Consider the following 13087-nt stretch of genomic DNA (forward strand, 5'->3'; position numbering starts at 1 on the left):
CCTTTTGCTATAAAATAATTATACCTTATAAAATATGTACAAAATCAAGGATATTCCTAGATTTTAGAAGAGCTTTAAATGAAAGCTTTAAAAGATAATAAATTAAAAGAAGCAGCCAGCTTTTTTAAGGAGAGGAAGCCTTACTCCTCCACGGTATGAGAAGCGCCATGGAGTATATTGGCCAAGTGACCCTCCTTTTACTTGCAGGGTTTTTCATCAAAATAAAATGCCCCTAGCCTTTCTCTAATTTATTTATTACTCTTCCTTGTCTATTTTTACTAATATATTAAAGTCAAGAGAAGGGGGATAATTTAAACAAAAATATTTAGACCCAAGTCCTGGGAGATGATTTTAAAAAGTTCCTTACCCCTGACAGAGTTGCCGGTCTTATCAAGTCTTGGAGAATAGACGGCAAGGCCGCATACTCCTGGGACAACTCCTACTATGGCCCCACTTACACCAGATTTGGATGGGATACCTACATTCATTAGATAATCGCCAGAGTTTTCGTACATGCCGCAGGATGCCATTTGGCTAACTACGATTTGGACGATTGATTCTGGCACTAACATGTCCCTATTTTTGACCCCATAACCCTTGTTGGCAAGGACTGCTCCCATGGTTGCAAGACCTTCGATGTTAGAGCTTATGGAGCAAGACTTGATATAAAGGCCTAGGACCTCGTCGGGATTTGCTGTGAAAATATTTTTACTCTTAAGATAATAGGCTATGGCCTTGTTTCTATCTGCAGTCTTCATCTCAGAATCGAAGACATCTTCCATCAACTCACTTTCCCTAAAGTCCGATATTCTCTGATAGAAGTTTAGGATTCTTTCAAATCTCTCCTCATTATCCCTTCCGAATATCATAGAAGTCGTAGTAATGGCACCTGCATTGATAAAGGGATTGGCCGCCCTATCCCCTATTGGGACAAGAGAGTTAAACTCGTATTTGGTTGGCTCACTGCCCACCTTATCGTAGACATCTTGGGGGTTGTTATCAGTTAGGGCAATTATTAGATCTACAATTTTTGATATGGACTGGATGGAGAAAACTATATTCTCATCTCCGAAGTTAAAGATATCTCCATTATTCGTTACGAGCGAGAAGGCGAAATTATCGCTATCCACATTCAAAAGCTCTGGTATATAGCTTGCAGGTTCCCCCATCCCTATGTAGTCTTTACTTTTTTCGATTGCATATTCTAATTTCTCACAAATTAATTCTCTATTATATAACATAAGTCACCTCTTATACATGATACCCTTTATCAAGTATAAAATATGTTGTACAATATTATAAAGGAGTTATTATGAGAGTTATAGATATTTTAAATAATGATGAATGGATAAAGAAATACGATTTTTATAAAGGTTTTATGGAATCGATTTATTATGACAAGCTAGTAGAAGCCTACGAGAAATTAAATTACGATATACTTTTTGTATCGAATATTCACGGCAAAAATCACATAGAAAGGGTAATCTTTTACTCTGTCCTCCTAGCCTATGCCTACAAGCTAGATGATGACGATACTTATATATTAATCAACGCTGCAAGCTTACACGATACCCAAAGGCAAAACGACGGATGGGACACAGAGCATGGACAAAGGGCTGCCGAGAAGTCTACCCCTTACGCTCACGACCTTAAGGAAAGTGACCTAGATATTCTAAGGGCAGTAATCGCTGCCCACTCCAGGGAAGATGAGATAATGGATGAGACTATAAGAGAATTTGTGAAAGAAAGTGACTTCGATAGGGCAAAAGTCCTTTCCAAATACTTCAAGGATGCCGACGGTCTAGATAGAGTTAGGATCAATCACCTAGACCCAGCCTATCTAAGAAATGATTTTTCGAAAGGGCTTGTCGACTTTGCCTATGAGTTTTATGAGAACTTCTAAATTTCTCCTTAATTAATTAGCAATCTATGCTATAATAGATATAGAGATTATTGCAAGGAGAATACTAGTGAATTTTAAGAAGAGATTATTAACAAAAAGTCTTATCCTAGCTGGCCTTATCTTAGCCTATCCAAAAACAACCCAAGCTGATAGCATAATGTTAGATAGGGAAAAGACTGAAGGAGTGAATGTAAGAAGTGAAAAGTCAAACTATGCTGAAATATTAGGAGGCATAGAAGACTTTACGAGATATGAAATAAAGGCAGAAGATGAGTTCTGGTATACTATAGACTTTGAAGGAGAAAAGTCCTACGTGGGAAAGGACTGGTTTTATAGATTAAAGGATGTCAAAGTCTTAAAGACTTGCGATCTAAAGACCGCTCCAGACAAAAACGCCAAAAACAAGAATCCCTATAGCTTATTTAGCCCAACTAAGCTTACTATCCTAGACTTTGTGGAAGGCACAGACTATGTAAAGGTCGCCTACAATCCAAAAGATGCTAAGAATAAAAAGATTAATATTGATGAAAATGATAAGCTAAAAGACAAAGACGTAGATATGGACGAGCAAGTAGGTTTCGTTAAGATTTCAAGTCTCGACTTATCCAAAAGAGATAAGAAATATATAGAAAAGCTTAAGGAAAACTACAAAAAGCTCAACGAAACTAAGGAAAAATATGAAAGGCTAGAGGAAGAAGAAAACCAGGAAGAAGAAGTAGTCTATGAAGTTATCTATGTGACCTACTTTACCGACGATGACGGTGAGGTCATAGAAAGTGACGATTCTCAAATCGGTAAGAGTATCTACAACTACGCCCTAGACTACGTAGGAAGCCCATATGTCTTTGGAGGAGTCTCCAAAGAAAACGGAATAGATTGCTCTGGTCTAGTCCTAAGAGCCTACGAAAACTATGGATTTGCCCTCCCTCACCTTGCCAAAAGCCAGGCAGAATATGGAGAAACTATTGCCTTTGGAGAAGAAAAGGCAGGAGACTTGGTATTTTTCGGATCAAGCTATTACGATATCTACCATGTAGGAATAGCAGATGGTATGGGCAACATGGTCCACGCAGCAAGCCCAGGCCAGGGAGTAATAGTAAGCCCAATCAACGATCCATTTGTAATCAAGAGAATTTTTGAATAATTAAAGTATAATAAAGACGTGTGATAAGTATTTTTATCCAGAGCCCTCCTAGAAGAGGGCTTTTGCTTTGTTAATTTTCACAAAATAAAAGCAAATCCAATTAAAGGCTAAAAAGTCTTTTGCTAAAGGATTTGCTTTTCTATTAATTCATTCTAAGGTAACCTACTTTCCTTCCTTTTTGCTCGATTCAAGTATGGCCTTTTGAAGTAACTTGTTGTAGGCATCGTAGGCATCCTTTATTCCGTAGAAGTGGACTCCGTCCGTTCCTTCGTAGTACTCAGGATGGTCCATGGCTTCTTCTTCCCAAGGCATGTATGTTATAAATTTATATTTATCAGCGATTTTTTTCATAGCTAGACTTACCCTATGAGGATGATTGTATCTATCGTCGAAGCAGGAGACAAGAACTAGCTTAGTCTTTTCAGGAAGGATCTTGACTAATCTTTCAAGAGATCCTTCCGGATCTTCTACAGCGTTGGTCCCAAGAGATAAGACCACTATTTCTCCAAGTCTTCCTTCCTTCTTGTATTCTTCAATAATATCAGGAGCTGTCTCTAGGAGCCTATATCCTTCGGCATCTACAGAAGTCCCCGGAATTTTCTCTTCTATATACTCCCTATTTCCCAAAAGCACAGAATCTCCAATTATTGTCGTAGTCACTTCTTTATCTTTTAGGATTTCGTCGGGGTTTTCGTCCTCGTAGATTTGTTTGTCGATTTCCTCTTTGTTCTTATCTATTTGTCCCAGGTCTTGTTTAAGTGATGAAATCCAAATTTGTTTTTCAAGACTTACCATATCATCTGACGCGTAGGATAGGCCTATGGCACTTACGAAAGAAATTACCATGACACTTACGAGTGTGATTATCCTCGCCCTCGTGCTTGGATCTATCTTAAATATCCTAAGGTCAATCTCCTCTCCCTTAAAGATTGGCTCGAAGATATGATAGTTTATCATAACAAGAATTCCTGTTACTATGATTGTCATAAGGAGGGCTGTCGGTTTGTCAAAGGCACTTTCCATTATAACAAAAACTGGCCAGTGGAGGAGGTAAATCGAGTAGGTGTATGGGGCTATTTTCTTAACTGGCCTTACTTCTTCTATCTCTTCATTCGATACAGCTGCAAGGATTGCAATAATTGTAAGAAGGTCTGTTAGGAAAAATCCTAATATATAGGTGATCTTCATATCGTATGATAGGCTAAAGGACATAAGTAAAATTATAAGTCCTGCCCCAAGGCTTGCTTCTTTGTAAGGGATTTTCCTATAGCCAAATCTTTTGACAAAACATGCTACAAAGGCTCCCATAAAGAAGGAAGATAGCCTTGTAAAATCAGAAAAGTAAACAAAGGACCTATTTTTATCAAGCACGGTCATCCCTATGGTAAGGCCTAGACTTAGGATATAGAGGATTAGGCTTGTTAGGAAAAACCTATTGGAGAAGGTCTTTTTTACATTTTTACTCCCCTTGCTAGTCTTATATATGAAGTTGGTAAGTATGGGCCAAAGCAGATAGAAGTGGACTTCTATAGCGAGAAACCAAGTGTGAAGAAAGAGGTGTTTGACAAATTGTGACTCGTAGCTTCCTCCAGAAAGTATCTCGTAATAATTACTAGTAAAGGAAAGACTTGCTATAAACTGGTCAAAATAAGAGACTGTGAAGTCCTTATTTATAGCAAAGGCCATAAGGCTTACTACAAAGATCATGAATAGGACTCCAGGAAAGATCCTTATAAATCTCTTCTTGTAATAGGATACAAGATCGATTTTCTCATCCTTATAGACTTCATCCAAAAGATGAAAGCTTACCAGAAAGCCCGAGAGGACAAACATTATATTTACTCCCAAAAATCCTGCTGGAAGGATTTCCTTGAAGATATGATAAATTAAAATTATAGATATTCCATAGACACGGAGATAATCTAGACCCTTAATTCTCATCTTCTACTTCCTCCCATTTCCCATTTGTCTTCTTGTAAATTCTTCCATCATTAAACTTAATCTTAACCTGGCCCTTTTCCTTTATATAATAAAAGCTATCGCCTATAAAGACTCCATCTTTTCCGATTCTGCCCTTATCGAAGTCTCCCTTATAGATACCTTCTTTAGTCTTTAGGACTCCCTTTCCTTGAAACTTCCCTTGGTAGAGATCTCCTGTATAGGTTAAATCATCGGTCAGCCTATAATCTGTGACAGCTTTTGTCTTTGGCCTTCCTATTGTATAGATTCCTCCGAGGATAAAAACTCCTAGAGAGAATTTAGCAAAATATTCTAAAAACTTCTTATATTCCATATTAAATCTCTTCCAAAAATCCCCTAACGTCCTTCTCACTTGTTCTAAATGTTGTTACAAGTCTTACGATATTGCTATCTTCTTGCTTATCCATCACTTCAAATTGGGCAAGCTTTTGCCATCTTTCTAGATCCTCATCACTTAAGTTTACAAATATCTGATTGGACTCGAAGGGATAAGTAAGCTTATAACCCTTTGCTTCAATTCCCGAAGAGAGCTTTTTGGCCATAGCGAATGCCTTCCTGCTTCCTCTTAAGTAAAAGTCTTCTTCTTCAAAGACTCTCTCCCACATGATTCCAGATATGAAGCCCTTGGCAAACATGGCTCCCTTTTGTTTGATTAGCTTTAGGCTATCTTTTTTGAGCTTATCATTTACTATGACTAGGGCTTCTCCAAAAGGAAATCCTGCCTTGGTTCCTCCAAGATAGAATATATCGCACATAGTAGTCAAATCTTTCAAAGTATAATCGCACTTTTCACTGACGAGGGCTGCCGCAAGCCTTGCCCCGTCTATGAAAAGATACATATCGTGGGCCTTACAGAAATCATATAAATCCATAATTTCAGCCTTGGTGTAGACTTCTCCAAGCTCTGTGGTATTGGATATATATACCTTTCTAGGTCTTGTACTAAATTCAGTATCAAACTTTTCAAGCTCTTTTTCTAGGATATGGCGATTTAATTTTCCTGAATCTGAATGACAAAGCTCGACCTTAAGGCCTGTCGCCTCAATTGATCCTGCCTCATGGCCCTTGATATGGCCGGTTTCTAGGGCAAAGATTGAGTCTTGTTGGCGCATATCAAGACTTAAGCCTACGATATTGGCAGAAGTTCCTCCTGGGATAAAGTGAATATCTACACTAGAGTCCCCCAGAGCTTTTCTAATTAGGTCTCTGGCCTTTTCACAGTGATCGTCGAATCCGTAGCCTATATTTGCTTCATCTATTTTTTCTTTTAAAGCATCCAGGATTTCTGGATAGCATATCGAATTATAATCATTAACAAAAAAATACATAAAAACTCCTTTCCTATATTATAACAAAGTAAGAAAGATTTTGGGAGTTTTTCTAAAATAAAAACAGACTCTTAATGAGCCTGTTCTTATCTAAATACATCCTTATCTAAATACATCTGCGTCAAATTCCAACTCCCCACCAACTATGTTGGCCTTGATAGGGTCCTTGCTGAAGGATTTGATATCTAAAGTTAGGGTGTTATTATCCTTGGACCACTTTCCTGTATAGACAGTAGAGCCAGTTTCTAGTTTTACATTTTTGTCATTATCTAAAAACAAGCTATAGCCTTCAAGGAAATAGTAGCCTGCAGGCTCTTCCTTGGCCTCGAAGTTGTCGTAGTAGGTTAAGCCGTCGACTTTGAGATTACCATCATTTAAATAGCTTAAAAGATCATCTACTAGGGCAAAGCCCTCATAGGATATATCATAGTAGGTGTCTGTCTTATCATCTAGGCTTCTGTGAATAAGACCATCTCTTACTAGTTCTATACCATTTTCCTTATCGATTAAGCCTATATAATAGTCAAAGGCCTTGGTCATATCTCCAATTTTTTCCTTGCTATTGATCTTATAGACATAAATTTCATCATTACTTCTTTTGGCCTTGCCCATAAATTCATGGCTGGTAACTGAGGTTAGTTCACTTCCCCCAATATGATCTTTTATATACTTGCTAAACTTATCCTTCTTATCATCAGATGCCTGATTATTTTCTTCCTTTTCTTCTTTATCGTCCTCTTCTTCCTTGTCCTCTTCCTTTTTATCTTCTTCTTTTTTCTGATTGTCTTTTTTATCTTCCTCGCTAGGAGTCTCATCTGGACTAGGCGACCCTTGTTTTTCTTTAAGGCCTTCTACTTGGTAGTCTCTAGCCTGGTTGGTAAATTCTATATTAAAGTCTTTAGCCTTGTCATAATTAATAGTTATTGTAATATTTACAAGATCTCCATTACTAAGACCATGCTCCTTACTTACACCAAAGCTGGTGTTTTTTTCCAATTCATCTATCAATCTTGCTGTTGAGACCTGCTCCTTGCTTTTTCTATCATAGATTCTTCCCTCGTAGTCGTTTATGAAGCTTTCCTTATCATATTTAATATCAAGGCCTCCATCTCCATTTTCTCCTACAGCACTGATGCTTAGATAGTAGTTTAGGTCAATATTTACTTCTTCTATTTGGGAATCCTTGTATTTTTTGAAGCCAAAAAAAGCCACGAGAGTCACAAGAATAGCTAGTAGGGCTGTAGCGATTAGCTTTTTAGTCTTATTCTCCTTGGGAGGACCTAGCTCTTCTAAAAGCTCGTTGATGTCTTTATAGATTTCTTCCTCATCTTCATCATAATAGTCATCATCGTCTATTAGGTCTTCTTCAGCCGATAAGTCGTCTTCTGATTCGTCTTCTATATTTTTATCTTCTAAAAGCTCGTCCTTACTTTCTTCTCGACTTTCTTCTAAATCTTCTTCTCTCAGGTTCGTTTCCTCGCCACAAAAAGGGCAGACCTTGGAGTTTTCTTCTATCTCTTTATTGCAATTTTTACATTTCATACTCTCTCCTAAAAATAGGCCCCCTTATGGAGGCCCAAAATTTTCTTATATTTTATATATCTTCTACTGTAAAGTAAGGCTTGCCGCTTGCCTTTGGCGCGTAGCTCTTTCCCTTAAATATTATAAGGATAAGTAGGGTTGCGATGTATGGGATCATTGAAATAAATTCTATCGGTATGCCTATTGAGGTTGAACCTAGGTAGGTTGCAATAGCCTGGGCTAAGCCAAAGAATAAGGATCCTACAAGCACTCCCTGTGGCTTCCAGTTACCAAATATTACAGTAACAAGGGCGATGTAGCCTTGACCTGCGATTAGGGTTGGAGAGAAGGATGAAACTACTGCAAGAGACATGCTCGCTCCTCCAAGGCCAGCCATAAATCCAGAAAATATAACTGAAAGATATCTTACCTTTACAACATTGATATTTAAGCTCTCACTTGCCTTTGGATGCTCTCCAACTGATATTACCCTAAGGCCTATTTTAGTCTTATATAAAACCACATACAAAACTAGAACCATGATTAGTGATAAATATACTGTCGCATATTGGCCAAATATATTGTCAAAGACTTGATTAGAAGAGATTCCCCTAAAAAGCCTTGGTATCTTGTTTTCTAGTGGGATTGATGGAGTTTGGGTTGCTCCATTAAAGAACAATCTCGAAAGGAAAAGCGCAAGACCAGGTGCTAGGGTATTTATTGCAATACCCGATATAGTCTGATCTCCAGCAAGACTTACAGAGATAAAGGCATGGATTAAGCCAAAGAAAGCTCCAGCAAGCCCTCCTCCTAATAGAGCTAGCCAAGGATTACCTACATAGTAGCCTAGGACCGCACCAGTTAGGGCTCCTATAGTCATCATTCCCTCAAGACCGATATTTACAACACCGGATTTTTCACTCATCATTCCGCCAAGTCCAGTAAGTAGAACTGGGGCAGCATTTGAGAAGGTATTTCCTATGATTAGGGCTAGAATTGTAAAATTAATCATAATTCCTCCTTCTTTTCTTCTTCTATCTCTTTGCCTATATAAGACATGTCTACAGCAGTTTCTTCCTTTCTCTTTTTAGAATTTTTGTTTCTAATTTTAGCTTTAATGATTCTAAATACCAAAGGCACAGCTGTAAAGAGGATAATAGTTCCTATAATAATTGAGATTATCTCGCTTGGAACTCCCATAGTTCTTTGGAGATTGCCTCCTGCATATTTCAAAGATCCAAAGAAGAGTCCTGAAAATATTACTCCAATAGGATTATTGGACGCGAGAAGAGAAACCGCTAAGCCATCGAATCCAAAGTTTTGCATGGAAGATAGGATCGATAGGTTGTAAGTAAAGCCTAAAACTTGGGTCACACCTGCAAGTGAGCAGATTGCTCCAGAGATTGCCATAGATTGGATAATCTTATTTCCTGCGTTGATTCCTCCATATTGGCTTGCTTCTTTGTTGAGGCCTACTGCCTTTAGCTCATAACCTAGGGTAGTTTTATTTAGAATATACCAAACAATAATCACAGCAACAATAGCTATAATAGTTCCCCAGTGGATTGGAGCCCTAAAAAACTTAGAGAAAAATCCATCGAATCTCTTGGCAGCATCAGTAAATAGGGTAATCTTTGCCTTATCAGCCACATTAAAGGAGCTCATAGAGTTCGGTTGCCTAAATCTATAAACTATAAAGTTTTGGAAGTAAAAAGCAATCCAGTTGAGCATGATGGTAGAAATTACCTCATGTATTCCAAATTTCGCCTTGATAAAACCTGCTATAGCACCATAAATTGCCCCAATAACCATGGCAAGGACTATGGCTACTATAGGAAGTAGAACTGGAGGCAGATCTAAATTGTAACCTACAAGAAAGGCTACTATAGTTCCAATTATAAATTGGCCCTCTGCCCCCATATTGAAAAGTCCTGTCTTAAAAGCGAAGGCAACACCCAGACCTGTCAAGATAATTGGGGTCGATGTTACAATTGCCCATCCCATATTCCTCGGGCTCTTAAATATACCTAGAAATAAATTCCTAAAGCCCTCTATTGGATCAAATCCTGCTATTACAAGGACCAAGGCTCCTACCAAAAGTCCTAAAAGTATTGATATTATGGTAAAAAGTATCTTGGATGATCCTAAGCTTTTTTTCTTGTTTACTTTATTTGTCATCGATACCTCCTGCCATAAGCCTTCCTATTTCAAATTCGTCTGTCTCTTTTGGATCTTTTTCTCCTACGATTTTGCCATCGTAGATCACTAGAATCCTATCTGATAGGTCCATTATCTCGTCAAGCTCGAAGCTTATAAGAAGGACTGCCTTGTTTTGATTTCTAAGCTCCACTAGATATTGGTGGATAAATTCTATAGCTCCTACATCAAGTCCCCTAGTAGGTTGAGCTGCTATTAGAACGTCAGGATTATTTGAGATTTCTCTTGCGATTATTACCTTTTGTTGGTTACCACCTGAAAGACTTACAGCCTTTTCTTCTATATCATCTGGTCTAATATCAAATTTTCCTACCAAATCTTTGGCATTATCATCTATATTTTTGAAGTTGAGCCTTCCCTTTGTAGAAAATGGCTCTTGTCCTACTCTTTCGAGTATTAGATTATCCTTTATCGGATATTCTAAGATTAGGCCTCGTTTTTGCCTATCTTCTGGAATAGAATTCATACCAGTATCGAGGATTTTCCTGGTAGAAGCGTTGGTAATATCTACTCCATTCAGGCTTACACTTCCCCTGTTTGTCTTAGTCATTCCAGTTATGGCATCGATTAATTCTGTCTGTCCATTGCCATCGACTCCAGCAATTCCTAAGATTTCTCCAGCGTGAAGCTTTAGGTCAAGGCCTTTTAGGGCATCAATCCCCCTCTTATCCTTAACCCATAGGTCCTCGATATTTAGGACAACTCCGCCCTTTTCGATCGCTTTCTTGTTGACATTAAAGCTTACATCACGGCCTACCATTTTTTCAGCTAGGATGTTTTCGTCAACGCTTTCGACATCGACCTTGTCTATAAACTTACCTCTCCTAATTATAGTACAAGTATCAGCCATAGCCTTAATTTCAGATAATTTGTGGGTTATAATTATGACTGACTTATCAAGCTCGGTAAGTCTTTTGACTATTTCTATAAATTCCACAATCTCTTGTGGGGTAAGAACTGCCGTAGGCTCATCGAAGATTAGGATATCTGCCCCGTGATATAGGGCCTTTAGGATTTCGACCCTTTGTTGCATACCTACTGATATATCTTCGACCTTGGCCTTAGGGTCGATTGTTAGGTTGTACTGTTTACTTATCTTTTCTACCTCAGAGTAAGCCTTTTTCCTATCGAGGAATAGACCCTTGGATTTCTCATAGCCAAGGATTATATTTTCTGTCACAGTCAAGGGCTCTATAAGCATAAAGTGCTGGTGCACCATACCTATTCCTGCTTCGATGGCCTTTTTAGGAGTCATTGAAGCAAAAGTCTTGCCATTAATTGTAATACTTCCCTCGTTTGGTGGAAACATGCCGTAGAGAATATTCATAAGCGTAGTCTTACCTGCACCATTTTCGCCAAGTAAGGCATGGACTTCGCATTTGTGAAGGTCAAAGTCTATATTTGTCAAGACTTCCTTAGAGCCAAAGCGCTTGGTGATATCTCTCATACTTACAACTGGGGCCTTATCAAAATATTTTTTCATAGGTTTCCCCCTTAATAACTTTCTACCTTTATAATATCATAAATTTAAAAAATATTATAAAAAAAAAGCAGAAAACTTACTCCCAAATGCTCAGGAGCAAGTCTGCTAATTTTAAATTTTACTTATCATATCCCATAGAATTGAATTCTTCTTCGTTTTGTGGAACTTCAATTTTGCCATCAACGATTTCTTTTCTCAATTCTTCTACTTTGTCTTTGACCTCTTGGCTAACTAGGTCGTTTTTAGCGTAAGCAATATCAACTGCTTTTCCATCTGCAAGTGTGAATTCTTTTGTTGTACCACCTTCAAATTCACCCTTGTTAAGCCCATCGATTACAAGTTTAACTGCATCGCCTACACCCTTGATTGTAGAAACTAGCATATGATCTGGTGCTTCTTCTGATTGGTCACGGTCAACTCCGATAACCCATTTGTCGTTTTCTTTAGCAGCTTCGATTACTCCGATACCAACTCCACCTGCAGCATGCATTACTACATCTGCTCCTTCTTGGTACATTTGGTTGGCAATGTTCTTGCCAGCAGCTTGGTCTGAGTAGCTGTTTGCGTATTGTACATCTACCTTGATGTCAGTACCTTTTTCTCTAGCAGCTTGTTTTACACCAGCCTTGAAACCATATTCAAATCTGTCAATTACGTCTGATACTTGTCCACCTACGAATCCTACGTGGTTAGATTCTGATTTCATTCCTGCAATATATCCTGCTAAGAATGAGTTTTGGTGGTCAGCAAAGGTAATACCCAATAGATTTTCTACCTTGTCAATATTTGCATTGTCGATTATAGCGTATTTTTGATCAGGATTTTGCTTTGCAGCAGTAACTGTATCGTTGTATAAAGCGTAACCTACAGTTAGGATTAGGTCTGATTCACTGTCTAGAGCAGATTCAAGGTTTGGTTGGTAATCTGCTGTTGAGTGTGATTCTATATAATCGAAGTCAGATTTTCCCTCATCCTTGTAATCATTTAGTCCTTCAAAAGTTGATTGGTTAAAGCTCTTATCATTAACTCCACCCTCATCAGTTACCATAGTAACTTTTACTGTTTCACCAGTAGGAGTTTCAGCTTCGCCATCCTTATTTTCTTCTGCTTTGTTATCAGCACTCTCGCTTGTCTCAGCTGGAGCTTTTGCATTATCATCACTCTTATCATTTGCTGTATCTCCTCCACAAGAAGTTAGCGCAAGTGATAAAGTTAGTGCAGAAACAACAGACATAATTTTACTAATTTTCATATATTCCTCCCTAATTATGCTTGTTTAGTTACATAATAATGATATAATATATCTCATATTTTGTCCATAGTTTGTATGTAAAGTTTTGTTTTTATCAAATTTCTATGTCCAATTTAAATTTTAAATAAAATACTTGATATTTTTTAAGGTCCGTGCTATACTATAAGTGTAAATGTTTTCACAATTTAATATCCGAAGAGCCTGGCAACAATATATTTTACTTGTTGCTTTTTGTTTACTTATCAGATATCTATATTAG

11 protein-coding genes are annotated in these 13087 nt (G+C 37.9%); 2 read left to right on the forward strand and 9 right to left on the reverse strand.

From position 1 onward, the window contains the following. Nucleotides 1-311: 311 nt before the first annotated feature. On the reverse strand, nucleotides 312-1241 hold the full coding sequence (gene glsA / locus C7D97_RS05750) for a glutaminase A (RefSeq protein ID WP_105301141.1): 930 nt from the start codon (nucleotides 1239-1241) through the stop codon (nucleotides 312-314). 71 nt (nucleotides 1242-1312) lie between these two features. Between glsA and C7D97_RS05755 the strand changes: the two genes are divergently transcribed. Together C7D97_RS05755 and C7D97_RS05760 are read left to right on the forward strand one after the other, a co-directional pair. Beyond that, the gene (locus C7D97_RS05755) at nucleotides 1313-1903 is read left to right on the forward strand and encodes a hypothetical protein (protein WP_105301142.1); all 591 of its coding nucleotides are present in this window, start codon (nucleotides 1313-1315) and stop codon (nucleotides 1901-1903) included. 67 nt (nucleotides 1904-1970) lie between these two features. Then, nucleotides 1971-3047, forward strand: a complete 1077-nt coding sequence (locus C7D97_RS05760) for a C40 family peptidase (RefSeq protein ID WP_105301143.1) — start codon at nucleotides 1971-1973, stop codon at nucleotides 3045-3047. Nucleotides 3048-3209: 162 nt separating this feature from the next. On the opposite strand, the gene C7D97_RS05765 is transcribed toward C7D97_RS05760, so the two are convergent. From C7D97_RS05765 to C7D97_RS05800, 8 genes are all read right to left on the reverse strand, one after another. After that, entirely contained in the window at nucleotides 3210-4988 is a 1779-nt protein-coding gene (locus C7D97_RS05765; protein WP_105301144.1) for an acyltransferase family protein, read from the reverse strand. Continuing rightward, entirely contained in the window at nucleotides 4978-5340 is a 363-nt protein-coding gene (locus C7D97_RS05770; protein WP_105301145.1) for a hypothetical protein, read from the reverse strand. Before C7D97_RS05770 ends, C7D97_RS05765 begins: the two co-directional genes overlap by 11 nt. 1 nt (nucleotide 5341) lies before the next feature. Next, on the reverse strand, nucleotides 5342-6355 hold the full coding sequence (locus tag C7D97_RS05775) for a threonine aldolase family protein (protein WP_105301146.1): 1014 nt from the start codon (nucleotides 6353-6355) through the stop codon (nucleotides 5342-5344). 102 nt (nucleotides 6356-6457) lie between these two features. Then, the gene (locus C7D97_RS05780) at nucleotides 6458-7897 is read right to left on the reverse strand and encodes a zinc ribbon domain-containing protein (protein ID WP_105301147.1); all 1440 of its coding nucleotides are present in this window, start codon (nucleotides 7895-7897) and stop codon (nucleotides 6458-6460) included. Between the two features lie 52 nt (nucleotides 7898-7949). Further along, a complete protein-coding gene (locus tag C7D97_RS05785) occupies nucleotides 7950-8888 on the reverse strand; it encodes an ABC transporter permease (protein WP_105301148.1) in 939 nt (312 codons plus the stop codon). Continuing rightward, on the reverse strand, nucleotides 8885-10054 hold the full coding sequence (locus C7D97_RS05790) for an ABC transporter permease (protein WP_105301149.1): 1170 nt from the start codon (nucleotides 10052-10054) through the stop codon (nucleotides 8885-8887). Before C7D97_RS05790 ends, C7D97_RS05785 begins: the two co-directional genes overlap by 4 nt. Further along, entirely contained in the window at nucleotides 10044-11576 is a 1533-nt protein-coding gene (locus C7D97_RS05795; RefSeq protein WP_105301150.1) for an ABC transporter ATP-binding protein, read from the reverse strand. The genes C7D97_RS05790 and C7D97_RS05795 overlap by 11 nt, the downstream gene beginning before the upstream one ends. 118 nt (nucleotides 11577-11694) lie before the next feature. Next, nucleotides 11695-12828 carry a BMP family lipoprotein gene (locus C7D97_RS05800; RefSeq protein WP_105301151.1) on the reverse strand — a complete coding sequence of 378 codons (1134 nt, stop codon included), beginning with the start codon at nucleotides 12826-12828 and terminating at the stop codon, nucleotides 11695-11697. Nucleotides 12829-13087 lie beyond the last annotated feature (259 nt).

The sequence above is a fragment of the Anaerococcus marasmi genome, assembly GCF_900290195.1.
Lineage (GTDB): Bacteria > Bacillota > Clostridia > Tissierellales > Peptoniphilaceae > Anaerococcus > Anaerococcus marasmi.